Raw genomic sequence first — 25,504 nt, 5'->3', positions numbered from 1 at the left:
TTAAAGCGCGGCGGCTTCCGCTTCGCTCCACAGCCAAGCCGCCCCGCGCACGCCGCTGGAATCGCCATGCAGATTGGGCTTAAGGCGCGTTGCCACCTGGTCGGAGAAAATATACCGCGCCCAGCGGGCGGGCACATCCTCATAAAGCAAGGTGAGATTGGAAAGCCCGCCGCCGAGCACGATCACTTCCGGATCGAAAATATTGATCACCCCGGCAAGCGCGCGGGCGAGCCTGTCCGCATAGCGGGCTAGGGTGGCGGCGGCGGCCGCATCGCCTGAGGCGGCGCGGGCCTCAAGCGCTTGGGGTTCGGCTTTCTCACCTGAAATGCGGAAATGGTCTTCCGCGAGACCCGGGCCCGAAAGCCAGGTTTCGATGCAGCCGCGCCGTCCGCAATAACAGTCGGGGCCCGGCAATTCTCCTTCCTGCGGGGCGGGCAGGGGATTGTGGCCCCATTCACCTGCAATGGCATTGGGGCCATTGATGAGGCGGCCTTCATAGACGAGGCCGCCGCCCACACCGGTGCCCAGAATGACGCCGAAGAGGGAGCGCGCGCCTGCGCCCGCGCCATCGGCGGCTTCCGACAGGGCAAAGCAGTCGGCGTCATTGGCAAGGCGCACGGGCTGGCCGAAGCTGGCTTCGAGATCGGCCTGCAAGGGCTTGCCGATCAGCCAGGTGGAGTTGGCGTTTTTGATGAGGCCGGTGGCGGGCGAAGGGGCGCCGGGCATGCCGAGGCCGATCGTGGCTTTGCCGCCTGCTTGTTTCTTCAGCGCGGCGCAGAGCACGGCAACGGCCTCCAGCGTGGCGGGATAATTCCCGCGCGGTGTCTCGCGCCGCTCGCGGGCTAATACCCGACCATCCGGGGCAAGCAGAATGCCTTCGATTTTCGTGCCGCCAAGGTCGATGCCGATGCGCATGGGGCGTGCCGCTTAAAAGCCGGTTTCGTCCAGCCGGGAATGGATGAAATCGCCTGCCAGCTGCCATTTTGTCGTGTGGAAATGGCCGTCATCGCAGGGCGGCAGCAATTTGGCGAGGCGCTCATCGGCAATGAAATGAATGCGCTGGCTTTCCTCATGGGCCTTGGCGACGGCGGAAATGTTGTGCGGAATGTCATCGAGAAAGAAGACCGGCGCGCGGCCCGCCGCCTCGGCCAGATAGCGCACCGCGCCGCCTTTCAGGCCCGTATTGGCGATGACGGGATAATCGAGCCCTTGGCCCGCCAGGCAAGCGGCGCGCGCCGCGCGCTGATCCTGGGGCACATTGGTGAGCACCACGATCTGCGCGCGTTTGGAAAGGTCGGCGAGGGTTTCGGCGGCATCCGGCACCGCTTTCAGCGAGGCGGTTTCGGAGGCAAAGAAGCCGCCGAGAATATCCGGCATTTCAGCGGCGGGAATGCGCTCATTCGTGCCGATGCGACGCACATTACCGGTCAGCGCGAAGCTCTGCAGATCGAGCCAGAGGCCCTGGCGCTCCAGATAGATTTCGAGCCCTTGCACGAATTGCAACAGCACTTCATCGGCATCGGAAATGATGAGGGGGCGTCCGGGGGCAAGGTCCAGCGCATCAATCTGAGCCTGAACGGCTGCATCCAGGGCAAGGAAATCTGGTTCGGGAGCTTTCATGGCAGTTTTATCGCCCGGGCGGGGCCTCAAGTCCAGTGAGGCTGGTCGCCGCCGGGCAGGGCCTGGCGGGCCTCGCCCGGTGTTTCGGGGGGCAGGCCCGCCTCTTCGCAAAATGCAAGGAGGCGCTTGTCGTCCATCATGAGGAAGTCGATCACGCCGGCCAGAATATGAGGGCTCGAGGCATTGGCCCGCAAAGTCTTAATATCGACGCCGGTCGCCTCCAGGAATGCGGTAAGCTCGCTTTCGTTTTCCGCGATATAGGCAAGGCCCTGAAGGGCGATGGTTTCGGCGGTATCTTTCTGCATTTACAGGCCCTTTTTCCTCAGAAAGACAATTTTAAGTATCCGGCGGGTTTCAGCAAAGAACTGCTTCTTCCAGTCTGCCTTTAAAGACTTAGTTAACGATATTGAGTTCAACTGTAACAAGCCAGCCGGAACCTTCTCTGTCTGGTAACCGGATGTTTTTCCCAGGGGAGCTTCGAAAGCAATGTCGAAAACGGTTCTTATCGTGGAAGACAACGAGCTCAATATGAAGCTGTTCCACGATCTGCTGGATGCTCACGGGTATACCACCTTGCAGACGCGGGACGGTATCGAAGCTCTGGAAATCGCCCGCGCCAATCATCCCGACCTCATTCTCATGGATATCCAGCTGCCGGAAGTGTCCGGGCTGGAAGTCACCAAGTGGTTGAAGGAAGACGATAATTTGCGCTCCATCCCGGTGGTTGCCGTGACGGCATTCGCCATGAAGGGCGACGAGGAAAAGATCCGCGAGGGGGGGTGCGAGGCCTATATCGCCAAGCCGATTTCGGTCACGCAATTTCTGGAAACCGTTCAGCGTTTTTTGGGGTAAGTGGTGACGGCCAGAGTTCTCATTGTCGACGATGTCCCGGCCAACCTAAAGCTACTCGACGCTAAGTTATCGGCTGAGTATTTCGAGGTGCTGCAGGCGGCTTCCGGACCCGAAGCACTCGAAGTTGCGCAGCGCGAGCTGCCCGACATCGTTCTTCTCGACGTGATGATGCCCGGTATGGACGGCTTCGAAGTCTGCCGCCGTTTGCGCGCCGATGCCCGCACCCAGCATATTCCCGTGATCATGGTGACCGCGCTCGACCAGCAGAGCGACCGCGTGCAAGGTCTTGAGGCCGGCGCCGACGATTTTCTCACCAAACCGGTGAACGACGTGGCGCTCTTTGCCCGCGTGAAAAGCCTGGTGCGCCTGAAAATGCTCATGGATGAGCTGCGCATGCGTGAAAGCACGGGCCAGCGCATCGGCCTTGTGGAGCCGGGCGAGCCGGAAGGGCCGAGCTGCGAAATCAAAGGCCGCGTGCTGCTGCTCGACGACCGTGAAATTTCCTGCCGCCGCATCGCCGAAACGCTGGCGGAAGTGCATGACGTGGCCGTGCTCGGCGATCCGAACCGGCTTCTCTCCGTCGTGCAGGACAATCGCTACGATCTCATCGTCATCAGCCTGTCGCTGCAGGAAGTGGACGGGCTGCGGCTCTGCTCGCAGCTCAAATCGCTCGATGCGACCCGTAATATTCCCGTGCTGGCGCTTGTGGAAGAGGGCGACATGCCCCGCCTCGTGCGCGCGCTCGACATTGGCGTGAACGATTATCTGCTGCGTCCGCTGGACCGCAGCGAGCTGCTGGCCCGCTGTAAGACGCAGCTGCGCCACAAGCGCTATCAGGATCAACTGCGCCAGACGGTGCAGGAAAGCCTTGAGGCGGCCATCACGGATCCGCTGACCGGGCTTTATAATCGCCGCTACATGACCCACCATCTCGGCACGCTGGTGGCGCAGCATAACGAGACCGGCAAACCCGTCTCGCTGCTCGTGCTCGACATCGACTATTTCAAGCCGGTCAACGACACGCATGGCCATGCGGTGGGCGATGATGTGCTGAAAGAATTCGCCCGGCGCATGCAGGCCAATGTGCGCGGCGTCGATCTTGCCTGCCGGATGGGCGGGGAGGAATTCGTCGTCGTCATGCCCGACACGGATGTAGCGCTTGCCTATTCGATCGCCGAGAGGCTGCGCCAGCAGATCGCCGACCGGGCTTTTGCTGCAGCGCAAGGTGCGGTGGAGCTGAAGATCACCGTCAGCATCGGTGTGGCGGCAACGCTCGGCATTGCCGATGATGCTTCCGCGCTTCTCGAGCGGGCAGACCAGGCGCTTTACCGCGCCAAGCGCGAAGGCCGCAACCGGGTGGTTGCCGAGGCCGCTTAACGTGCTCCTTGAGGGGGCCTTTCGGGCGTCTGTTCTCTCCCCCAATTTCTCCTACAGTCCAGCACTCCCGCCGCCGTCCCGTTTTGGGGCGGGGAGCGGGACCGGCTGGCTTTGATTGGGAGAAATGGCTGTTTTCTGCGGTTTAAAGTCCTGCGTTAACCTTAATTTTTTATTATAAAACAATGACATATTAAGCCTAGCTATTATCCTGCTTCATTCGCCGGAGGCTTCGTGCTATCCCTATACCTAAGGCAAAGGGGGGTTCCATGGCCGGGTTCCGGCCATATATGTATCGAGCCTTTCTTGTCATCTGGTCCTTGCGATGCCCGGGTCCGCCGCATCTCCCGGGCGCGCGAGGAAGGCCGGTCGGCACGTGGTTAGGAGTGGCCTCCTCTGTTACGCCGCGAATTCCGATTGGCCGCCGTTTCCTGTGACGACGAGGAAACGAAAGGGCCGGCTGCTTGCAGCCGGCCCTTGCCTTTTGTGCCGATGTGTTTCTTGTGCAGATGCACAATCCCTCACTTCAATTCAATGTATGTCGTCTTCAGCTGCGAGTATTTGTCGTAAGCGTGAAGCGACTTGTCGCGGCCGATGCCGGACTGTTTGTAGCCGCCGAAAGGCACGGTGATGTCGCCGCCATCGGTATTGTTGACGTTGACGGTGCCTGCTTTCAGTTTGCGCGCCACCTTGTGCGCCTTGTTGATGTCGCGCGTCCAAACGCTGGCCTGTAGCCCGTAGATCGAATCATTGGCGATGGAGAGCGCCTCTTCCGGATCCTTGAAGGTGAGGGTGGAAAGAACGGGGCCGAAAATTTCCTCGCGGGCGATGCGCATGTCGTTTTTCACACCGTCGAAGATGGTGGGCTCCAGATAATAGCCGCCCGTGTTCTGGCGCACCTGCTTGCCGCCATAGGCAAGCGTCGCGCCTTCCTTGGCGCCGATCTCGATATAAGATTTCACGCGTTCGGTCTGTTCGCTGTCGACCATGGTGCCCATCATCGTGGCGGGGTCGAGCGGGTCGCCCGGCTGCATGGTTTCGCCGACCTTTTTCACCTTCTCCAGAAACTCGTCATGGACGCTTTCTTCCACCAGAAGGCGGGTGGCGGCGACACAGACCTGGCCTGAATTGTAGAAGACCGCCATGCCTGCATCTTGAGCGGCGGCGTCGAGGTCCGGCGCATCGGCAAAGACGATGTTGGGGGACTTGCCGCCGCATTCCAGGCTCACATGCTTCATGTTGGTTTCGGCGGAATATTTCAGGAAGTACTTGCCGACCTCCGTCGAGCCGGTAAAGGCGATCATGTCCACATCCATGTGGCGGCCAAGCGCCTGGCCCGCCGTTTCCCCGAAACCGGGCAGCACCTGGAAGACGCCGTCCGGAATGCCTGCTTCGCTCGCAAGTTCGGCGACGCGCAGGCAGGTGAGGGGAGACTGCTCTGCCGGCTTCATGATGACGCTGTTGCCGGCGGCAAGAGCGGGCGCGAATTTCCAGGCGGCCATGAGGAGCGGGAAGTTCCAGGGCACGACCGCGCCGACGACGCCGAGCGGCTCGCGGGTGATCATGCCGACGGCGCCCGTGCCCATGGGGGCAAGCTCGTCGTAAATCTTGTCGATGGCTTCGGCATACCATTGCACGGTGCGCACCACCCCTTCCATGTCGCCCTGGCGGGAGAAGGTGATGGGCTTGCCCATGTCGAGGGTTTCGAGCAGCGCCAGCTCATCGGCATTGTCGGCGATGAGCGCGGCGAATTTCAGCATCACGGTCTTGCGCTCGCGCGGCGCCATTTCCGACCAGGTGCCTTTTTCGAAGATGGTGCGGGCGGCTTTTACGGCCCGGTCCACATCTTCCTTGTCGCATGCGGCGATGGCGGTCAGGACCTGGCCGTCGATGGGGCTGTAATTGTCGAAGGTCTCACCGGAGGCGGCATTGGTGAAGCGGCCATTGATGAAGGCCTGATGGCGGTAGGTGAGCGTGCTTGCTTTCTTGCGGTAATCTTCTGCTGCGGACATCGGGTCCTCCCTCAGCAACGAAACGTTGATTTGGGAGCATCATACAGCAAAGGGCGAGGCTGTATGAGTGACAGCCTCGCCCTTCGGCACCCTTGCGGGTAAATATATTGAACAGGAGCGCGGCTCCTGCATCCAAGATTACTTGATCTTGTTTTCCTTGAACTCGACGTGCTTGCGCGCGACGGGGTCGTATTTCTTGATGACCAGTTTTTCGGTCATCGTACGGGTGTTCTTCTTCGTGACGTAGAAGTAGCCCGTGCCCGCGGTGCTTTCGAGCCTGATTTTCAGCGTGGTCGGCTTCGCCATCGCGAAATCCTCAATCTTTGCCCGCCGCGGCCGAGTCCGGACGGAAGTCTCACAATTGATGCCTCGGAATTGCGCCGCAGACTACCCATCGCGCGGGCGATGTCAAGCATGGCTTGAGGGGCAGGGGCCTCCGAATCGCAGATTTTGGCCCTTTTCCGGGGCTTTGAACCTTAAGCGAGGCTCAGGCCATGGGATCGCGCGGCTTCGGGGTGGAATAGCGCCAGCCCACCAGAATGAGATAGACCCCGATCAGCCCGGCCATGAAGACGGCAAGGCCGTGCGGGTCCCAGACATCCATGGAAAGCCCGGCGAGCGGCGGCCCGGCCAGCGCGCCCACCGAATAGAGCATGACGAAAGTGGCATTGGCCGAGGCAAGGTCCGCTCCCCGGAAGCGCTCCCCCAAGAGAGTAAGGCCGACCGTGTACATGCCCACCACGACGCCGCCGAAGACGAAAAGCGAGGGAATGAAGAGATAGATGCTCTGGGAGACGAGGGGCAGCAGCGCTGTGCCCGCAAAGCCGAAGCCCGCGCAGATGAGAAGAACCAGGCGGCGGTCCATCCGGTCCGCCAGCGCCCCGATGGGGACCTGGAAGAGGATGTTGCCCGCCCCGAAGACCGTGAGTACCAGGGCGGCGGTTTCCGCCGTCTGGCCGGTGCGCAGGGCATAGATGGGCAGGAGATTGAAAATATTGGTCTCCGTTGCCCCATAGATGAGCCCGGCAAGGGTGGCGGCGGGGGCGACGAAGAGAAAGGTCAAAAGCCCCCGGCTCGGCGCTTCTTCCACCCGCGGGGCAAGACCCCAGGCGAGGAAAAGCGGAATGCTGGCACTTACCGTCAGAAAAGAGACGATGAGGAAGGGCAGCGCGCCTTCGCTGCCCACCAGCGCCAGAATGAGCGGGCCGATGGCAAAGCCGCCGGAAAGAATGGCGCCGTAAAGACCGATCAGTTTGCCCCGGCTTTTTTCATCCGCAAGCTGGTTGATCCAGAATTCCGAGACGACGAAGAGCCCGGTCAGCGCGATGCCGTTGATGAAGCGGATGGGAAACCAGGCCCAGATATTCGGGAAAAGGAAATAGCAGGGCATGCAGGCTGCCGAGAGCGCCATGCAGACCAGGAGAAACCGGTCCGGCTGCACCCGGCGCAGTAGGGCCGGAATGAAGGGCGTGAAGACCAGCGTGGCAAGCGCGGGCATGGCGGTATTGAGGCCGATCAGCGCGGTGTCCGTGCCGCGCTGCTCAAGCTGCAGGGCGAGCAGGGGGATCGAGAGGCCGAGCCCCATGCCGACGGCGGTGATGCAGGCAATGACGGCGGCAAGGCTCTTGAGGCGTTCCTTTTCGCTCAGGGCGCCTTTTTGGGTGATCTCGGCCATTTCTTAAGCGCTTTTCTTGTTATTGCGGAACCGCTGCCCGGTGAATTCGGTTTGGACGCGAACAATCCGGCCTTTAATACTGTTTCTACAATGTAGCGGCAAAATTGCGGGATAAAATTGCCGTCACATGTGAAACACGAGGCAGGAACTGAATGCTCGAAGCGCAGACCGTCGCCATTTTTATCGTTGCCGGGCTTGTCTGCGCCGCCATTCTTTCCAGCCTTCTTTCCTTCCGCATCGGCTCACCCTTGCTGCTTGTCTTCCTCGTGGTGGGGCTTGCGGCGGGGGAGGACGGTTTCGGTCTCGTCGTCTTCAACGATGCGGGCACGGCCTATCTCATCGGCTCCATCGCGCTTTCCGTCATTCTTTTCGACAGCGGCTACGCGACGCGCTTCCGCTCCTACCGGGCGGCAGGTGTTCCCGCTGTGGTTCTGGCGACGGCGGGGGTGCTGCTCACCGCCGGGCTGACGGGCACGGCCGCCAAGTTTCTTTTCAATGTCGGCTGGCTGGAAGGGATGCTGCTCGGCACCATTCTCGCCTCCACCGATGCGGCGGCGGTGTTCTTCCTCCTGCGTGTCGGCGGGGTGACGATCCGTGAGCGCATCCGCTCGCTGCTCGAAATCGAATCCGGCACGAATGATCCGATGGCGATTTTCCTGACGCTGACGCTTGTCGAGCTTATCGCGGCAGGCGCGGGTGTGGACACGCTGAGCGCCGGGCTCTTTGGCCGCTTTGCCTGGGCGATGCTAGGCGGGGCCTTGATCGGGGCGGCGGGGGGCTGGCTCATTCTTGTGGCGGTGAACCGCATTCAGTTCGACAAGCCGCTTTATCCGCTCATCGTGCTGTCGTTGGCCATCACGGTCTTTGCCATGGCCTCCATCGCCGAGGCGAGCGGTTTCCTTGCGACCTATATTGCCGGGCTCATCGCGGGCAATATGCGCATGCGCTATTCTCAGGCGCTGGAGGATTTTCAAAGCGGGGTGACCTGGTTCTGCCAGATCGCCATGTTCCTGACGCTCGGGCTTCTGGCGACGCCCTCGGAATTTCCCGCCGTCTTTGTGGGTGCGGTGGCAATCACCGCTTTTCTGATTTTCCTTGCCCGGCCCATCGCCGTTTGGGTGTGCCTGTCGGTTTTCCGGTTTTCGCCTGCCGATATGACTTTCGTTTCCTGGGTGGGGCTGCGCGGGGCGGTGTCGATCCTGCTCGGCATTATCCCGCTTGTTGGCGGCATCGGGGACGGGCAAAGCTATTTCAACATCGCCTTTATCGTGGTGCTGCTCTCGCTTGCCATTCAGGGCTGGAGCATCGGCCCCGTGGCGCGCTGGCTGGGGCTGCTCGTGCCGCCCATCAAGGGGCCGGTGGACCGCATTCAGCTCGAGCTGCCGACCGCCTCACGCCATGAGCTTGTGACCTACAAGATCGCGCCGGACAGTCCTGTGGCGCTCGGCGCGCGCATGCCGCGCTGGGCCCGGCCTTCGCTTGTCATTCGGGACGGCGCCTCCATGTCGGCGCGGCGCGCGGGCCGGCTGAAAGAGGGGGACAGCATCTATCTCTTCGTTACGCCCCGGCAGGTGCAGCTTCTCGACAAGCTTTTTGCCCGACCGGTGCCGGAGGATGAGTTCACCAGCACGTTCTTCGGCGATTTCATTCTGAAACCCGATGCGCGGATGGGCGATGTCGCCCCGCTTTACGATTTCAGCGTGAGCGAGGAAGAAGCGGACTTGAGCGCGGAAGAATTTCTGCAGCGCCGCCTGCCGCAGCCGCTCGATATGGGCGACCGCACGACGATCGGCACGGTAGATCTTATCGTGCGTGCGCTCGATGAAGAGGGCACGCGCATTCTGGAGGTCGGGATTTCCGTCCAACCGATGCGCCCGAGCCTTGAGACAATGCCGCTGCCGCTGCCTGCGAGTGTGCGCAAAGTTCTGCTGAAAGCTATCGGCTCCATGCGCTCAGGCATGCGCGAGGAATAATCAGGCTTTCCGGCGCACCACGACCGGCTTGTCATTGCGGTAGCAATAAAGCGGCGGCACGGGATGGGTGATGCCTTTGGCGCGTGCCTGCAATTCCTTCAGCATGAATTCGGTCACATCGATCACCGGCAATTTCAGCGCCTCGGAAAGCGGATACCAGTCGATGTCCGAAAGCTCGCCCGAGCCTTGCACCGTGCCTTCCGTGTGATCCGCCGAGGCAAGGAAGAAGCGGGCATGGAAGCGGATGGGGCTTGAAAGCGGCGTGATGGCGCGGCCCACAAAGGACAGCTTCTCAAGATCGGGCAGGCGTTCCTCGGCGCGGAACTCTTCCCAGGTGCCCGAGACGCGGCCCTTGAGCGTACCGGGGCGCGTCAAATAGAGCCCGGTCTCCTCGCGTGTTTCGCGGATGGCGGCAAGGGCAAGGTGGCGTGCTTTCACCCCCGGACAACCGGCATGGGCGAGCGTCTTTTCCGTTTCCGGTGTGAAGGCGGTGCCGGGCTCGATATGCGCGTCGTTCGCATCGAGCTTGCCGCCCGGAAAGACATAGGCATCCGGCACGAAGGATACCTTGCTGTGCCGCTTGCCCATGAGGACGCGCGGCTCGGCGCCCGTTTCATCGAGCAAAATGAGAGAGGCCGCATCGCGCGGCTTTACTTTGGTCATGAGCGCGCGGCCTAGAGCGTTTCGCGGATGGGACCCGCCTGGCGGAAATAAACGAAAGGCACGGGTCGTTTCGCGGCAGCCTGGGTGGAGAGCACCAGGCGCTCATCCAGCTCGTCCAGCACCACACGGGTGATGTTCGGCAAATCGAGACCGCGGGCATCATCGAGCGTCAGCCAGTGCACTTCCAGTAGCTCGTCCGAGCCGCCGGCAATATCGTGCATGTCGCCCTGAATGTGTTCCGCATCTACCGTGAAAAAACGCGTGTCGAAACGCTTCGTGCGGTAGGGCGGCGTGATGGCGCGGAAGAAGAAATCCATGGCGCCGAGGGCGGGCAAAACCTTCTGGTCGAAATAGCTTTGCCAGTCCGGGTTTTTCGTGCGGCGGATTTCAGGGCAGGGCTTGCCGACGATGAGACCGGTTTCCTCGAAAGTCTCGCGGATGGCGGCAAGCGCCATGCCGCGTGCGCGGGCCTCGGACGGCGTGCCGCGCATTTTCTTCAGCAGCTTTTCTTTCACGGGCCTGCGCAAATCATCGCTCACGGCAATGCGGCTGTCCGCCGGGTCGACGCGTCCGCCTGGAAAGACGAATTTGTTCGGCATGAATTTATGGCCCGCATGGCGCTTGCCCATCAGCACTTGCGGCTTCGGTCCGTCGCGGCGCACCAGAATGAGTGTTGCCGCTTCCTTGGGGCGCACGGCGGGGGCCTTGCCTTCCCGGTATTCCTGATTGCGGCTGTTCTTCGGATCGAAAACGGCCTTTGCGGCCTGTTCGTTTTTGGACATTGCTTAACTCCCTGTGGGCCAAACAATGCCTCCAAGGCGATGTGAAGTCCAGCCGCGCCCGTCTGCGAGATGCGCTCAGTAAATCGATTTCTTCAGATGTTCGGGGTAATTGCGGTCATAGGCCGCGCCGTCGAATTTGGGATCGAAGCCTTGATTGATCTCGCCTGCCGTAGGGACAGGGCGGGTTTTGGGCCAGCTTTCCCATTGCCAGAGGCCGGAACGGGCAAGCGCTTTCTGGCATTGATAATAGACCGTCTCGATTTCCACCTTGATGACGGAGCGCGGCGCTTTTCCTTGCATGGTGAAACGGGCGGCGAGCTCTTCATCGGCAAGGATCGAGGCGCGGCCATTGACGCGCAAGGTTTCGCCGACGCCCGGCACGAGAAAGAGCAGCGCGACGCGCGGGTCGCGCACGATGTTCTTCAAACTGTCGAGACGGTTATTACCGCGCCGGTCCGGAATGAGCAGCGTGCGGGGATCTTCCACATGAACAAAGCCCGCCGGGTCTCCGCGCGGGGAACAGTCGAGCCCTTCCGGCCCTGCCGTTGCAAGCAGCATGAAAGGGGCGGCTTCCACGAAGGCGCGGTAATGCGCGGTGAGATGATCGCGCTCCTTGCTCAGCGAAACGGGAACCGGCGCGCCGTAAAGCGCTTCAAGTTCCTCGACGGTTTTGATCTGCCGCTCGCTCATCCCGCGCTCCTTTGAGAGGGGTGTCTTGGATGCGGTGATCATAGGGCGGGCAGGCGCGGCGGCACAGCCCGATCAGAGGCCTAATGGCGGGTGATTGGCCCTATGGTTTTAGAGAGGTGCCGTCAGCCGGTGCGGCCGAAGCCTTCCATCCGCAAGGCCCATTGCAGGCCGACGGTCGCGCCCTTGGCGACGGGCAGCAGCGCCAGCGACATGATCGCGGTGAGTGGAAGCCAAATGGCGGCATGGACCCAGAGCGGAGGCCAATAAGCAAATTCGAGCGCCATCATCATCGGCACGATGACATGGCCGACAATCAGGATCGTGAAATAGGGCGGGGCATCATCGGCGCGGTGATGATGCAGTTCCTCGCCGCAGCTTGCGCAGCGCGGCGTGATCTTCAGATAGCTCGTGAAGAGCTTGCCTTCCCCGCAATGGGGGCAGGTAAAGCGCATACCCTTCCACATGGCCGGCCAGAGGCGGCGTTCATTGCGGTAGGTCAGGGTGTTGCCGGATTCGGTCATGCGCTTCTCCTTGATCGGCTCCGTATTTAGAGACCGCCGCGTCTCCAAACAATGTGTCCGATTGCCGCGCTCGGCAAGGGCGGGCTTAACGTGCGCCGGGCTTACGCTTACCCTTTGCGGCAGCGCGCCGGTGCTTGCCCGCTTTCGATTTGTCGCGGGGACCGGAGGCGCCGCGGCGCGGGCCTCTGCCGGGCGCACTGCGCGCGCCTTTGCGCGGGACAAGCGTTGAGCCGCCTTCCAGCATTTCGAACAAAAGCCCGCCTGTCACCGGCACGGCATCGAGCAATTTGACGCGCACATTCTCGCCGATCCTGTAGGCCTTATGTGTGCGCTCTCCGATCAGCGCCTGGCGGCCTTCATCATAGATGAAGTAATCGCCTTCAAGCTGAGAGATGGGCACGATGCCGTCCGCGCCGGTATCGGCCAGTTTCACGAAAAGCCCGAAGCGGGAGACACCGGAAATCCGTCCCTCGAAATCACCGCCGACTTTCGATTGCAGGAAAGAGGCGACATAACGGTCCGTCGTTTCACGCTCGGCCAGCATGGAGCGGCGCTCGGTGAAGGAGATGTGCTCGGCGATCTCTTCCAGATCCTTGATCTCTTCATCCGTCAGCCCGTCCTTGCCGAATTTGAGCGCGGAGATGAGCGCGCGGTGGACGATGAGGTCCGCGTAGCGGCGGATGGGCGAGGTGAAATGCGCATAACGGCGCAGGTTGAGCCCGAAATGCCCGAGATTTTGCGGGTCGTACACCGCCTGGCTTTGCGAGCGCAGCACCATGTCGGAAACGAGATGGATGAAGTCGCCTTTTTCCGCCTGCGCCAGGATCTTGTTGAACTGGCTCGGCGTCATGCGCTGGCCCTTGGGCAGGGAAATATCCATGCTCTTCAGGAACTCGGACAGGCCGAAAATCTTTTCCTGCGAGGGCGCATCGTGGATGCGGTAGATGAGCGGCGAGTTTTTCTCTTCCAGCGTTTCGGCAGCCGAGACGTTTGCCTGGATCATGAATTCTTCGATGAGACGCATGGCCTCCACGCGCTCGGCCTGTCGGATGGCTTTCACTTTGCCGGTTTCCGTCAGCTCGACTTTATATTCAGGCAGATCGAGTGCCAGCGGGCCGCGCTGGTCCCGCGCTTTGGCGGCGGTCTGGTACGCGTTCCAGAGCGGCATGATGACGGTATCCAGAAGCGGGGCGGTTTTTTCATCCGCATGCCCGTCCACGGCTTTCTGGAAGGCCTGATAGGAAAGTTTGGCGTGAGAGCGCATCAGCCCGCGAATGAAACGGTGCGAGATTTTGCGCCCGTCCTTGTTGAAGACCATGCGCACGGCAAGGCAGGCGCGGTCTTTGCCTTCCACCAGCGAGCAAAGGTCGTTGGAAATGCGCTCGGGCAGCATCGGCACCACGCGGTCCGGCAGATAGGTGGAGTTGCCGCGCTTGCGCGCTTCTTTGTCGAGCAGCGAGCGGGGCGTGACATAGGCGGCGACATCGGCAATGGCGACATAGACGATATGGCCGCCTTCGTTTTTCGGATCATCATCGGGGGCGGCGTAAACCGCATCGTCATGATCGCGCGCATCCGCCGGGTCGATGGTGATGAGCGGAACGTCGCGCAAATCCGTGCGCGTGCCGAGGTTTGCGTGTTTTGCCTTTTCCGCTTCGGCTATGACGGCCTCGGGAAAGACATCCGGAATGCCATGCGCATGGATGGCGATGAGGCCGATGGATTTTTGATCGGAAGCATTGCCCAGCACGTTGCGCACTTTGGCGCGTTTCAGGCCGAAGCGGGGGCCTGGCAAGGTTTCGGCCAGCACCAGATCGCCTTCTCGCGCATCGCCGAGGTCGCGGCCTGAAATCTCGAATTCCATGCGCAGGCGTTTGTCGACGGGCAGAAGCCGCGCGCCCTCGGTATGTTCGCGGATGACGCCCAGCAATGTTTCCGCTGCCTTGCCGATGCGCCGCACGATACGCGCTTCATAGGCAAAATCCTCTCCGCCCTCGAGCGGGAAGAGACGGGCAACCGCCCGGTCGCCGACACCGACGGTAGCGCCCTGATGGCGGTCCTTGGCGCGGGGCGGGGCGATGATGATGGAGGGGGGCGGGCTTTCCTCGTCCCATTGATGGGGCTCGGCGACAAGTTCACCGTCTTCGTTCCGGCCCGTAATGTTGATAACGCCGACGGGCGGCAAGGTGCCGGGCGGGGCAAGGCGCTTGCCTTTGCCCTTTTTGATCAGCCCTTCATCGGTCAGCTCTTTCAGGATGCGTTTCAGAGCAATGCGCTGATTGCCCGCAAGCCCGAAGGCGCGGGCGATTTCACGTTTGCCCGCCTTGCCTTCATTGTCGGTAATGAAAGAGAGGATTTCGTCGCGCGAAGGCATGCCTGCCTGCGAGCCGCCTTGCTTGGCAGCTTTGTTGCGGGCGCGGGGGGCGCGCTTGTCAGCCACTTCTACTCTTCACCTGTGTCAGCGGTTTCGGGTTTTGCAGCGGTTTTCTTCTTCGCGGCGGTTTTCTTTTTGGCCGCGGTTTTTTTCGTCGAAGCTTTCTTCGCCGACGTCTTTTTCTTGGCAGCCGTCTTTTTCTTTGCGGCGGTTTTCTTTTTCGCCGCCGTCTTCTTCTTGGCCGCAGGCGCCTTGCCGGCTTTGGCGGTGATCAGTTCGACCGCCTGTTCAAGCGTCACGGATTCGGGGTCCTGGTCCTTGGGCAGGGTCGCGTTGATCTTGCCGTGTTTGACATAAGGACCGTAGCGCCCGTTGAAAACCTGCACGGGCTTGCCGTCCGCCGGGTGCTCGCCAAGTTCTTTCAGGGCCTGCGCGGTGCGGCGGCGGCCCGGATTGGCTTTCTTTTCGGCCAGAAGCGTAACGGCGCGGTTGAGACCGACCGTGAAGACTTCTTCCGGGCTTTCCAGATTGGCGTAAATCTTGTTGTGGTAAACGAAGGGGCCGTAGCGCCCGAGCCCGGCGGTGATCATCTCCCCGTCATCGGGATGCGGGCCGACGTCGCGCGGCAGGGAGAGCAGCTGCAAGGCCTGCTCAAAATCGATATCGGCAACGCTCCAGCCTTTCGGAATGCCGGCGCGTTTCGGTTTCTCGCCGCCCTCGGCTTCGCCGAGCTGAATGTAAGGGCCGAAGCGGCCGCTTTTCAGCATCACATCCTTGCCCGTTTCCGGGTCCTGGCCGAGTACCTTGTCGCCCGCCACGGCTTCCTCGTTGGACTTGGTGAGCTGGCGGGTGAATTTACACTCGGGATAATTGGAGCAGCCCACAAAAGCGCCGAAGCGGCCGACTTTCAAGGAAAGCTGGCCTGCCTCGCAAGAGGGGCAGGCGCGCGGGTCCGAGCCGTCTTCCTTGGGCGGGAAGACGTGCGGGCCCAGAACCTCGTTCAGCCGGTCGAGCACATGGGTGATGCGCAGTTCGAGCGCTTCATCGACGGCACCGGTGAAGTTTTTCCAGAAGTCGCGCAGCACTTCCTTCCAGTCGAGCTCACCCGCCGAAATCTGGTCGAGCTTTTCTTCCAGATCCGCCGTGAAGGAATATTCCACATATTGGGTGAAGAAGTTTTCCAGAAAGGCGGTGACAAGCCTGCCCTTGTCTTCGGGCACGAAACGGTTCTTGTCCATATGGACATAGCCGCGGTCGCGCAGCACGGAAAGTGTGGAGGCGTAAGTCGACGGGCGGCCGATGCCGAGTTCTTCCAGCCGTTTGACGAGGCTGGCTTCGGTGAAGCGGGGCGGCGGCTCGGTGAAGTGCTGATCGGCTTTGACTTCGCCAAGGCCGAGCGCATCGCCCATGGCGACTTTCGGCAGGCGGTTGCCGTCCTCGCCGTCCGCTTCATCGTCGCGCCCTTCCTGATAGATTTTCAGGAAGCCGTCGAAGGTGATGACGGAGCCGGTGGCGCGCAGGCCGATCTGATTGTCGCCGGAGGTAATGTCGATGGTCGTGCGGTCGAGGCGCACGCTTTCCATCTGGCTCGCCACGGTGCGCTTCCAGATCAGGTCGTAAAGGCGGTGCTGGTCGGCATCGAGAATTTTTTCGAGCTGCGAGGGCAGGCGCGCCACATCGGTCGGGCGGATGGCCTCGTGCGCTTCCTGAGCGTTTTTCGCTTTGGTCTGATATTCGCGCGCGGACGAGGGCAGATAAGGCTCGCCGTATTCGTTCTGGATGACATTGCGCGTCTGGGCGAGCGCTTCGGGCTCGATCTGCACGCCGTCCGTCCGCATATAGGTGATGAGACCCGTCGTCTCACCGTCGATATCCACGCCTTCATAAAGCCGCTGCGCGGTCTGCATGGTGCGCGAGGCGGAGAAGCCGAGTTTACGCGCCGCTTCCTGCTGCAATGTGGAAGTGGTGAAAGGCGGCTGCGGGTTGCGCCGGCCGGGCTTGCTTTCCACCGAGCGTACGGAGAAGCGCGCGGCTTCGATGCGGGCCTTAGCGGCATTCGCGGCATCGGCGCTGTTAATGTCGAATTTTTCGACGCGCTTGCCGTCCAGCGTCCAGAGCCTTGCCTCGAAATTTTCATCCGAGCCCGTGCGCATATCGGCGGCTAGCGTCCAATATTCTTCCGGGATGAATTTCTCGATATCGAGCTCGCGGTCGCAGATGAGGCGCAGCGCGACGGACTGCACGCGGCCGGCCGAGCGCGAGCCGGGCAATTTGCGCCAAAGCACCGGCGAGAGCGTGAAGCCCACGAGATAGTCAAGCGCGCGGCGGGCGAGATAGGCGTCCACCAGCTCCTTGTCGAGCTCGCGCGGATGTTCCATCGCCTCCAGCACGGATTTCTTGGTGATGGCGTTGAAAACCACGCGGGAGATGTTTTTGACGTCTTTCAGGACGCCTTTTTTCTTCAGGACTTCCAGAACGTGCCAGGAAATGGCTTCGCCTTCGCGGTCCGGGTCAGTGGCGAGGATCAGCCCGTTCGCGCCTTTCAGCGCGTCGGCGATCTCATTCACCCGCTTCTGGGACTTCGCATCCATGTCCCAGGCCATGGAGAAGTCTTCATCCGGCTTGACCGATCCGTCCTTGGAGGGGAGGTCGCGGATATGCCCGTAGGACGCCAACACTTTGTAGGACGAGCCGAGATATTTGTTGATCGTCTTGGCCTTGGCAGGCGATTCGACAATGACGACGTCCATGCAGGTATGACTCTCTTAAAGAAAACAATCACTTAGCCGGAGATTCCGGCAGTTTCCGCTGCTTTTCTCCGCGTGGCGGCCCGGTCCGTTTTGCGAACAGGCGGTGGGAGAAAATGAGCAAAAGCAGGAAGGCTGTCAAATGGACTACTTCTTATTAGGCCCTGCTGGAAGGGTGAAAAGACCGGAGAGGGCAGGAAAAAAGTCATTTTGAGGGGAAAATGTACCAAGATATGCAACTAAAACGAGTGTTTTGACATATATGCAATCTATGGGTACATTTCGGGAGCGAGCCTGACTCACTTTCGGCGGGTGGCCGCCGGATTACCACTTACCCGTAGTTGAAAGAGGCCAAAATGGAACCTGACAGAGCAAGCAAACTTCCGCTTTCCAGGGAATTGCCCGCCGGGGTTCAGGCGCGCGGCACAGCCCAGGAAGACATGGCGCTGTACTCCTTCGAGCTGCTGGCGGGGCTCGCCAAGCTTCTCGACGAGCCGCGCTACCGGCGCCTGGCGCATTTCGTCTCCATGGCAGCGGAAGTGGCCTTCGAGATTTCCCAGGAAGAAAAGCGCCGGGCGCAAGAAGCTGCCCGCTCGGCTCTTTAGCCGGCTCCCCAGTCTGTGACAGCGCGGGTTAGGCTTCTTCCGGCGGGATGAGCGCGACTTTCTGGCCCGGCTCGCGGCGCAGCTTTCCGCTCAAATCGAGCTCAAGCAGAATGGCGGCAACCGCCCGGGCAGGCAGGCCCGACTGGCGGATCAGAAAATCGACTTCCACCGGTGTCGGCCCGAGAAGGGACAGGATCTCGGCTCTTTCCGGATCGCTGATCTCGGGCGGAACGGCGGGCGGCTCGCCGTACCCGTCCCGGCCTGAAGGCTCGCGGAACCAGTCATCGGTGCTTTGCCGGGCAAGGGCGGCGAGCGCATCGGCGGCATTTTCGATGAGCGGCGCGCCGTCCTTGATGAGCTGATTGGTGCCGCCCGCGCGCGGGTCGAGCGGGGAGCCAGGCACGGCCATGACATCGCGCCCCTGTTCCAGCGCAAAGCGCGCGGTGATGAGTGAGCCCGAGCGCAATGCTGCTTCCACGACAATGACGCCGAGCGAGAGGCCGGAAATGAGACGGTTGCGGCGTGGGAAGTGCCGGCCTTGCGGTTTCGTGCCCGGCGGCATTTCGCTGATGAGCAGCCCGCGCTCGCCGATCGCTTCCTGCAGGGCGCGGTTCTGTTCCGGATAAACCACATCGATGCCGCCGGCGATAACGGCCATGGTGCCTGTCTCCAGAGCCGCCTTATGGGCTGCAGTGTCGATGCCGCGAGCAAGGCCGGAGGTAACGGCATAGCCTTCCGCGCCCAGTTCGCGCGCAATGTCGCCTGCCATGCGCAGCCCGGCGGCAGAGGCGTTGCGCGCGCCGACCATAGCGATGGAGGGGCGGGCGAAAAGGCTCTTATGACCTTTGACGATGATGAGCGGCGGGGCGGGATCGGTCGCGGCAAGGAGCAGCGGAAAATCGGCTTCATCGAAAAAGAGAAGCTCGGCGCCGTTCTTAGCGATGGCTTTCAGTTCACCTTCCGCCTCGCGCGGGCTGGCAAGCTTGATGGGCCGCGTGCGCCCGCCGCGCCTTGCAAGCTCCGGCACCGCTTCCAGCGCGCGGGTGGCATTGCCGTAAACGCGCAAAAGGTCGTGGAACGTGACAGGGCCGATATTTTCACTGCGGGCGAGCCGCAGCCGCGCGCTTTTTTCTTTGTCGCTTAAAGGCGCTGCCATGCGCGCCTAGCCATCCGTCTTCTTGGCGCCGATGCGCGATTCCTCGCCGCGCAGGAGGCGTCCGATATTCTCGCGGTGGGCAATGAAGATGAGGACGACAAGGAGAAGGCTCATCTCGGCAAGCTGCCAGCGGTCGAGCCAGGCAAGATAGGCCGGTGTCGCCAGCGCCGCGACGAGAGCCGCGAGCGAGGAATAGCGGAAGATCACGGCAACGGCGAGCCAGGTGGCGCAGAAGAGCAGGCCTACGGGCCAGTAAAGCGCGAGCAGGAGGCCGATAAAGGTGGAAATGCCTTTGCCGCCCTTGAATTTCAGCCAGACGGGAAAGAGATGGCCGAGAAAGGCGCCGACAGCGGCAAGCACCGCCGTGTCCGGGCCGAAGCGGGCGGCAAGAAGCACGGCAACCGCGCCCTTGGCGGCATCGCCGATAAGCGTTGCGACGGCGACCCAGCGGTTGCCCGTGCGCAGCGCATTGGTCGCGCCGATATTGCCCGAGCCGATCTGTCGGATATCGCCGAGCCCGGCAAGGCGCGTGAAGATCAGGCCGAAGGGAATGGAGCCCAGAAGATAGCCGCCGAATAAAGCGGCGGCGAAATAGGGAAGTGCCTGTCCCCAGTCAATCGGATCCGGCATGGATTAGACGTCCTCTCCCTGGACATAAACGCTCTTGCCATTGACGATTGTTCTGATGGCCCGGCCTTGCAGGCGCCGTTCGTCATATGGCGAATTCTTCGATTTAGATTTGAGCTTATACCGATCGAGCACCCATGGCACCCCCATATCGATGAGGGTGAGATCGGCGGGCCGGCCTTTGGCGATCCTGCCCGCTTCAAGCCCCAGAAGATCGGCGGGGCGGCAGGTGAGCGCGCGCAATGCTGCGCCAAGCTCGATATCGCCATTGTGAACGAGGGAGAGCGTTGCAGGCAGCAGCGTTTCAAGACCCACTGCGCCAAAAGCGGAGACGGAGAAAGGCAGGCGCTTCGTTTCCGGGTCCTGCGGGTCGTGGGCGGAGACGATGACGTCCACCGTGCCGTCCGCGACACCTGCGAGCACGGCGCGCCGGTCGTCTTCGGCGCGCAGCGGCGGGTCGAGCTTGCAGAAGGTCAGATAATTGCCGACATCGTTTTCGTTCAACGTCAGGTGGCAGGCGGAGGCGCCGCATGTAACGGGCAGCCCGCGTGCTTTGGCTCTGCGGATGACATCGACGGAGTCGGCGGTGGAAACCTGCGAGACGTGATAGCGCGCGCCGGTCATTTCCACGAGGCGGATATCGCGCTCGATGATGATTGTTTCGGCGGCTTTCGGAATGCCGGCAAGGCCGAGGCGGCTGGCAAGCTCGCCTTCATTCATCACGCCGCCGCGCGCCAGCGAGGGCTCGGCGGCATGGTTGACGATGAGCGCATCGAGATAAGTCGAATAGGCCATGGCGCGGCGCATGACCTGCGCGTTTTCAAGCGTGTGGTCGGCATCGGTAAAGGCGACGGCGCCGGCTTCTTTCAGAAGGCCCATCTCGGCCATCTGCTCGCCCTTCAGGCCCTTGGTGAGCGCGGCCATGGGATGCACATGGACAAGTCCCGTGTCGCGGGCGCGGCGCTTGATGAAATCGACAAGCGCCACATCGTCGATGGCCGGCTGCGTATTGGGCATGACGATGATGGTGGTCACACCGCCTGCGGCGGCGGCCTGCGTGGCGCTGCCCAGCGTTTCGCGGTGCTCATTGCCGGGCTCGCCGGTAAAGACATGCATGTCGATCAGGCCGGGGCTCAGCACATGGCCGCCGCAATCGACCGTCTCAATCCCGTCCGGCACGCCGTCTCTAAAGAGCGCGGCACCGAAATCGGCGATCTTGCCGTGCTCGATCAGGAGCGCGCCTTGTTCGTCAAGGCCGCTTGCCGGATCGACAAGGCGGGCATTGATCAGCGCGGTCCGGCTCATTTCCCCGCTCCATTGACGAGTGGCGTGTTCGGCAGGTTGCGCGAGAGCGCATCGAGCACGGCCATGCGCACGGCCACACCCATTTCCACCTGCTCGCGGATCACCGAGCGGTTGATGTCGTCGGCAACGGCGCTGTCGATTTCAACGCCCCGGTTCATCGGCCCCGGATGCATGATGAGCGCATCGGGCTTGGCGGCGGAGAGTTTGGCTTCATCGAGGCCGAAGAGATGAAAATATTCGCGCACCGAGGGCACGAAAGAGCCGTTCATGCGTTCCAGTTGCAGGCGCAGCATCATCACAATGTCCACATCCTTGAGGCCTTTGCGCATATCATGAAAGACCTCGACGCCCATCCGGTCGATCCCGGCGGGCAGGAGCGTGGGCGGGGCGACGACGCGCACGCGCGCGCCCATCGTGTTGAGCAGCAGAATGTTGGAGCGGGCGACGCGCGAATGCAGGATATCGCCGCAAATTGCCACGGTGAGCCCTTGAAGCCGGCCCTTGCGCCGCCGGATGGTCAGCGCGTCGAGCAGCGCCTGGGTGGGGTGTTCATGGGAGCCGTCGCCGCCATTGACGACCGCGCAGCCGACTTTGCGCGCCAAGAGGGCAACGGCCCCGCTGTCGCCGTGGCGCACGCATAATAGGTCAGGATGCATGGCGTTCAGCGTCTGCGCCGTGTCGATCAGCGTTTCGCCCTTCTTGATGGAAGAGCTTGCGACCGACATATTCATGACATCGGCGCCCAGACGCTTGCCCGCCAGTTCGAAACTCGACTGGGTACGGGTGGAATTTTCGAAGAAGAGGTTGATCTGCGTGCGCCCGCTCAAGACCGATTTCTTTTTATTGGTCTGGCGGTTCTGGTCGACATAAGTGTCGGCAAGATCGAGCAGCGAGCCGATTTCCTGAGGTAAAAGCCCCTCGATGCCCAGCAAATGGCGGTGGGGGAAAATCAGTTCGGAACTTGTTTCGGCGGCGCTCATTAAAGTGGCATTCTATAGGCTCGAAGCGTGTTTGGCGCAAGTGCCGATCCGGAAAAATAAGGGAGCGAGAGATGAGCAGGCCAGCAGCCGCGGAAACCGGGTTCGAAACCCATGAAGTTTTCAATCAGGCCCCGCCGCTTGAGGACTACAATCTCTTCACCAGCGACCGGGTCCTGCAAGAATCAGTGGCGCGGGAAGGGGCGGGTGACGCCGCCGCCCAGCTCACCGCCTTCGGCGCGAAGATCGGCAAGGCGGAGGTGCTCGACCTCGGTCGGCAGGCCAATACCTATCTGCCGGTGCTCAAAGGCTTCGACCGTTTCGGCTATCGGCAGGACCGGGTGGAGTTTCACCCCTCTTATCATGCGCTGATGGAGATTTCCGTCGCCCAGGGCATTCACGCCTCGCCCTGGGAACATCTGGCGCGCGGCGAGGCGGCGCCGGCCGGGCGCAACGCTGCCCGCCAGGCCGCGCTTTACATGATGTGTCAGGTTGAGCCCGGGCATATCTGTCCCATCACCATGACGAATGCGAGCGTCCCCGCGCTGCTCTTCCAGCCGAGCCTTGCGGAAGAATGGCTGCCCAAGATCGTCTCCCGCGCTTATGACCCCGCCTTCGGGCCGATGCAGGCCAAGACCGGGCTGACGCTCGGCATGGGCATGACGGAAAAACAGGGCGGCACGGATGTGCGCGCCAATACCACGCAGGCGCAACCGGCAAGCAAGGCAAGCGCGGGGCCGGGCAGCGAATATCTCATCACCGGGCATAAGTGGTTCTTCTCCGCGCCCATGTGCGATGCGTTTCTTGTTCTGGCGCAGGCACCGGGCGGGCTTTCCTGTTTCCTCATGCCGCGCTTTTTGCCGGACGGCACGCTCAATGCCATTCAGATCCAGCGGCTGAAAGAGAAAGTCGGCAATCGCTCCAATGCGTCTTCCGAAGTGGAGTTTAAACGCGCGCATGGCTGGCTCATCGGTGAAGAAGGACGCGGTGTGCGCAACATTATCGAGATGGCGACCTATACGCGTCTCGACTGCGCGGTGTCGTCGGCGGGGATGATGCGCCAGTCGCTCGCGCAGGCGCTGCATCACTGCGCGCATCGGCGCGTCTTTCAAAAACATCTGATCGATCAGCCTTTGATGCAGAACGTCATTGCCGACATGGCGCTGGAAGTGGAAGCGAATACCGCGCTTGCCTTCCGTGTGACGCGCGCTTTCGACATGGCTGATGAAAGCGAAGAAGAAGCGCGTTACCGGCGCATCATGACGCCGGTCGCCAAATATTGGAACTGCAAGCGCGCGCCGGGCTTTGCCTATGAAGCGATGGAATGCCTCGGCGGCAACGGTTATGTCGAAGAAGGCGTGGCGGGCCGGCTTTACCGCGAAATGCCGGTCAATGCGATCTGGGAAGGTTCGGGCAATGTCATGTGTCTCGATGTGCTGCGTGCGCTGGCGCGCGAACCCGAAGCGCTCGAGGTGGTGCTGAGCGAATTCGATAGCGCCAAGGGCATGAACGGGCATTATGATGCAGCCCTTGCGAAACTGAAAGATGGTTTCAGTGATATCGGCACACTCGAGCCGCGCGCCCGCCGCGTGGTGGAAGAAATGGCGAAGATCGCCGCCGCCTCCATTCTGCTTAAAACCGCGCCGGGCGAGGTGAGCGAAACCTATTGCGCTTCACGCTTCGGCGGGGAGAGCGGCGATCTTTACGGCGCCTTGCCGCTCGGCGCGCCGCTGCGCGAGATCGTCGAACGGGCGATGCCGGTGCTTTGAGTGCGGATGCCGATTGGAGGCGCTGCTTGGACCCCGGCACGGCGGCCGGGGTGACAACCTGTGTGAAGGGCACCGCATTGCGATAGCCAACACCTGTCACCCCGGGCTTGTCCCGGGGTCCACAGGAAGGTGGCTACAAGCTGAGCTGCCGGACGGACCCTCAGGTCAAGCCCGGGGTGACGACGTGAGATGGGTTAACTCGCCAGCCACAAAATTACCGGCATCGTAACCGCCGCCAGGATCGTGCCGCCGGTAATCAGGCTCGCCATCAGGCTTGCATCGCCGCCAAGCTGGCGGGCGAGGATGTAAGAGGAGGTAGCCCCCGGCACCGCGCCGCACAGAAGAACGACGAGGCGCGGCAGGCCCGTTACGTCGAAGAAGATGCACCAGCCAAGCATGAGCGCGGGCATCACCGCGAGCTTCAAGGCGCTTGTCAGTAGCACGATCCATTTATGCGCGAGCGCTTCGTGCCATTTAAGCCCCGCCCCAATGGCGATGAGGCCGATGGTGAGCGCCGCCTTGCCCAGAATATCGGCGGTGGTGGCGAGTGGTCCCGGCAGGCCGATATGCGTCGCGTTAAGCGCAATGCCTGCCGCGCAGGCAAGAATGAGCGGGTTTTTTGACAGGAGTTTCAGCACCGTGCCCATGCCGGCCGGCGTGTCGCCGGCATAGCGGGTGAGAATGAGCACGGAGAGCACGTTTACCGTCGGCACCAGCACGGCGAAGGAGACGGCGGCAAGGGTTACGCCCTCGGGCCCGTAAAGCTGGCCGATGGCGGCAAGAGCGACGAAACCGTTCCAGCGCGCCGCGCCCTGAAAGACGGAGGCGAATTGCGGGCCGGTGAGCTTTGTCGTCACCCGCAGCACCATGAGGATCGCCACCATGGAAAAGAGCCCGCCCCAGAGCGCATAGGCCATGGGCCAGACATCGAAATTGGCAAGGTCGGCGGTTGCCAGCGTGTGCAGCAGCAGCGCGGGAAAGAAGACGTAATAGGTCAGCCGGTCGAGCGGCGCCCAGAGCCCTTCATCCAGAAAGCCGATGCGCTTGATGACGGCGCCGAGCGCGATCACCAGAAAGACGGGAATGAGGGAATTGAGGATCGCTTCCATGGCTCTTCTTTCAAGGCAGGCGCCGCAAGGGAATGCTGTGCTCTAGCAGAGCACTTATTGCGGGTCCAGAGGTGGCCAGGGCTCTTAAAGCCGGGCGAGGCGGTCGAGGGCGCCTTGCAGGATGTAGGCGGCGGCCATTTTATCGACGACTTCACCGCGCCTCTTGCGGCTCGCATCGGCATCCAGCAGCGTGCGGGTGACGGCGACGGTGGAAAGCCGCTCATCCCAGAAGACGATGGGGCACTCGGTCTTTTGCGCGAGGTTTCGGGCGAAGGCGCGGGTGGACTGGGCGCGCGGGCCCTCGCTGCCATCCATATTGAGGGGCAGGCCCAGAATGAGCGCGCCGACATTATTCTCCGCAATCAGCTCCAGAAGGCGGGCGGCATCGGCGGTGAATTTCGTGCGTTTGATGGTTTCAAGCGGGCTGGCGATGTTCCAAAGGCCGTTTGAAAGCGCGACGCCGATGGTGCGGGTGCCGAGATCGAGGCCCAAAAGCGCCTTTCCGGGCCGCGTTTTGGCCGCAAACTCCTCGATGCTCAATATTTCCGCTGTCATGGCAGGATCGGTAGCCCTCCGGTGAGGAATTGTAAATCACCATTTGGCAGGTTTTGCTGTACACCTTGAAGCGCCTGCCGGGGGCGGGCTGCCGCGCCGGTTGCCCGGACCTGCCCGC

The 25,504-nt window shown here is 61.9% G+C and carries 23 protein-coding genes; 5 read left to right on the top strand and 18 right to left on the bottom strand.

The genetic code is table 11. The features are described 5' to 3' along the window. The 3 genes from ACOQOT_RS08845 to ACOQOT_RS08835 are packed head-to-tail and all read right to left on the bottom strand — an operon-like array spanning position 1 to position 1,925. On the bottom strand, positions 1-915 hold the full coding sequence (locus ACOQOT_RS08845; protein WP_420558940.1) for an ROK family protein: 915 nt from the start codon (positions 913-915) through the stop codon (positions 1-3). Positions 916-927: 12 nt separating this feature from the next. Further along, positions 928-1,620, bottom strand: a complete 693-nt coding sequence (locus ACOQOT_RS08840) for a hypothetical protein (RefSeq protein ID WP_420558939.1) — start codon at positions 1,618-1,620, stop codon at positions 928-930. Between the two features lie 26 nt (positions 1,621-1,646). Further along, positions 1,647-1,925 carry a DUF3572 domain-containing protein gene (locus ACOQOT_RS08835; RefSeq protein ID WP_420558938.1) on the bottom strand — a complete coding sequence of 93 codons (279 nt, stop codon included), beginning with the start codon at positions 1,923-1,925 and terminating at the stop codon, positions 1,647-1,649. Between the two features lie 181 nt (positions 1,926-2,106). Between ACOQOT_RS08835 and ACOQOT_RS08830 the strand changes: the two genes are divergently transcribed. Both ACOQOT_RS08830 and ACOQOT_RS08825 read left to right on the top strand, forming a co-directional pair. Then, the gene (locus ACOQOT_RS08830; protein WP_045448862.1) at positions 2,107-2,472 is read left to right on the top strand and encodes a response regulator; all 366 of its coding nucleotides are present in this window, start codon (positions 2,107-2,109) and stop codon (positions 2,470-2,472) included. 3 nt (positions 2,473-2,475) lie between these two features. Then, complete coding sequence (locus ACOQOT_RS08825) at positions 2,476-3,849, top strand: PleD family two-component system response regulator (protein WP_420558937.1); 1,374 nt, start codon at positions 2,476-2,478, stop codon at positions 3,847-3,849. 518 nt (positions 3,850-4,367) lie between these two features. On the opposite strand, the gene ACOQOT_RS08820 is transcribed toward ACOQOT_RS08825, so the two are convergent. The 3 genes from ACOQOT_RS08820 to ACOQOT_RS08810 form a co-directional block, all read right to left on the bottom strand. Continuing rightward, positions 4,368-5,858 carry an aldehyde dehydrogenase gene (locus ACOQOT_RS08820; RefSeq protein ID WP_420558936.1) on the bottom strand — a complete coding sequence of 497 codons (1,491 nt, stop codon included), beginning with the start codon at positions 5,856-5,858 and terminating at the stop codon, positions 4,368-4,370. A gap of 138 nt (positions 5,859-5,996) precedes the next feature. Next, complete coding sequence (rpmG, locus tag ACOQOT_RS08815) at positions 5,997-6,164, bottom strand: 50S ribosomal protein L33 (RefSeq protein WP_045449808.1); 168 nt, start codon at positions 6,162-6,164, stop codon at positions 5,997-5,999. A 181-nt stretch (positions 6,165-6,345) separates the two neighbouring features. After that, positions 6,346-7,533: an MFS transporter gene (locus ACOQOT_RS08810; RefSeq protein ID WP_420558935.1), complete on the bottom strand. Its 1,188-nt coding sequence runs from the start codon at positions 7,531-7,533 to the stop codon at positions 6,346-6,348. Between the two features lie 152 nt (positions 7,534-7,685). Between ACOQOT_RS08810 and ACOQOT_RS08805 the strand changes: the two genes are divergently transcribed. Continuing rightward, positions 7,686-9,506 carry a potassium/proton antiporter gene (locus tag ACOQOT_RS08805; RefSeq protein ID WP_420558934.1) on the top strand — a complete coding sequence of 607 codons (1,821 nt, stop codon included), beginning with the start codon at positions 7,686-7,688 and terminating at the stop codon, positions 9,504-9,506. On the opposite strand, the gene ACOQOT_RS08800 is transcribed toward ACOQOT_RS08805, so the two are convergent. The 6 genes from ACOQOT_RS08800 to topA form a co-directional block, all read right to left on the bottom strand. Then, a complete protein-coding gene (locus ACOQOT_RS08800) occupies positions 9,507-10,169 on the bottom strand; it encodes an NUDIX hydrolase (RefSeq protein ID WP_420558933.1) in 663 nt (220 codons plus the stop codon). It lies immediately after the preceding gene. A gap of 11 nt (positions 10,170-10,180) precedes the next feature. Next, entirely contained in the window at positions 10,181-10,951 is a 771-nt protein-coding gene (locus ACOQOT_RS08795) for an NUDIX hydrolase (protein WP_420558932.1), read from the bottom strand. 75 nt (positions 10,952-11,026) lie between these two features. Continuing rightward, the gene (locus tag ACOQOT_RS08790; RefSeq protein ID WP_420558931.1) at positions 11,027-11,641 is read right to left on the bottom strand and encodes a pyridoxamine 5'-phosphate oxidase family protein; all 615 of its coding nucleotides are present in this window, start codon (positions 11,639-11,641) and stop codon (positions 11,027-11,029) included. A gap of 122 nt (positions 11,642-11,763) precedes the next feature. Continuing rightward, positions 11,764-12,162 (bottom strand): DUF983 domain-containing protein, encoded by a 399-nt coding sequence (locus tag ACOQOT_RS08785; RefSeq protein WP_420558930.1) that lies wholly within the window; start codon positions 12,160-12,162, stop codon positions 11,764-11,766. Between the two features lie 85 nt (positions 12,163-12,247). Beyond that, positions 12,248-14,536: a ribonuclease R gene (gene rnr, locus ACOQOT_RS08780; protein WP_420561930.1), complete on the bottom strand. Its 2,289-nt coding sequence runs from the start codon at positions 14,534-14,536 to the stop codon at positions 12,248-12,250. A 68-nt stretch (positions 14,537-14,604) separates the two neighbouring features. Then, a complete protein-coding gene (topA, locus tag ACOQOT_RS08775; protein WP_420558929.1) occupies positions 14,605-17,286 on the bottom strand; it encodes a type I DNA topoisomerase in 2,682 nt (893 codons plus the stop codon). A 353-nt stretch (positions 17,287-17,639) separates the two neighbouring features. Between topA and ACOQOT_RS08770 the strand changes: the two genes are divergently transcribed. Then, positions 17,640-17,888 carry a hypothetical protein gene (locus ACOQOT_RS08770; protein WP_420558928.1) on the top strand — a complete coding sequence of 83 codons (249 nt, stop codon included), beginning with the start codon at positions 17,640-17,642 and terminating at the stop codon, positions 17,886-17,888. A gap of 28 nt (positions 17,889-17,916) precedes the next feature. On the opposite strand, the gene dprA is transcribed toward ACOQOT_RS08770, so the two are convergent. From dprA to ACOQOT_RS08750, 4 genes are read right to left on the bottom strand one after another with little or no spacing between them, the layout of a single operon-like run. Beyond that, positions 17,917-19,044, bottom strand: a complete 1,128-nt coding sequence (gene dprA / locus ACOQOT_RS08765) for a DNA-processing protein DprA (RefSeq protein ID WP_420558927.1) — start codon at positions 19,042-19,044, stop codon at positions 17,917-17,919. Between the two features lie 6 nt (positions 19,045-19,050). Continuing rightward, a complete protein-coding gene (plsY, locus tag ACOQOT_RS08760; protein WP_420558926.1) occupies positions 19,051-19,674 on the bottom strand; it encodes a glycerol-3-phosphate 1-O-acyltransferase PlsY in 624 nt (207 codons plus the stop codon). 3 nt (positions 19,675-19,677) lie between these two features. Then, positions 19,678-20,976: a dihydroorotase gene (gene pyrC / locus ACOQOT_RS08755; protein ID WP_420558925.1), complete on the bottom strand. Its 1,299-nt coding sequence runs from the start codon at positions 20,974-20,976 to the stop codon at positions 19,678-19,680. Further along, entirely contained in the window at positions 20,973-21,956 is a 984-nt protein-coding gene (locus tag ACOQOT_RS08750; RefSeq protein WP_420558924.1) for an aspartate carbamoyltransferase catalytic subunit, read from the bottom strand. The genes pyrC and ACOQOT_RS08750 overlap by 4 nt, the downstream gene beginning before the upstream one ends. 71 nt (positions 21,957-22,027) lie before the next feature. Between ACOQOT_RS08750 and ACOQOT_RS08745 the strand changes: the two genes are divergently transcribed. Then, the gene (locus tag ACOQOT_RS08745) at positions 22,028-23,722 is read left to right on the top strand and encodes an isovaleryl-CoA dehydrogenase (RefSeq protein ID WP_420558923.1); all 1,695 of its coding nucleotides are present in this window, start codon (positions 22,028-22,030) and stop codon (positions 23,720-23,722) included. A 194-nt stretch (positions 23,723-23,916) separates the two neighbouring features. Here the strand turns inward: ACOQOT_RS08745 and ACOQOT_RS08740 are convergent, their stop codons facing one another. Together ACOQOT_RS08740 and ruvX are read right to left on the bottom strand one after the other, a co-directional pair. Beyond that, positions 23,917-24,831, bottom strand: a complete 915-nt coding sequence (locus ACOQOT_RS08740; protein ID WP_420558922.1) for an AEC family transporter — start codon at positions 24,829-24,831, stop codon at positions 23,917-23,919. An 84-nt stretch (positions 24,832-24,915) separates the two neighbouring features. Further along, positions 24,916-25,386, bottom strand: a complete 471-nt coding sequence (gene ruvX, locus ACOQOT_RS08735) for a Holliday junction resolvase RuvX (RefSeq protein WP_121879371.1) — start codon at positions 25,384-25,386, stop codon at positions 24,916-24,918. Positions 25,387-25,504 lie beyond the last annotated feature (118 nt).

The sequence above is a fragment of the Tepidicaulis sp. genome (assembly GCF_965222285.1).
GTDB lineage: Bacteria > Pseudomonadota > Alphaproteobacteria > Parvibaculales > Parvibaculaceae > Tepidicaulis.
The sequence above is the reverse complement of the archived record's forward strand: the minus strand, read 5'-3'. Positions and strand labels throughout refer to the sequence as shown.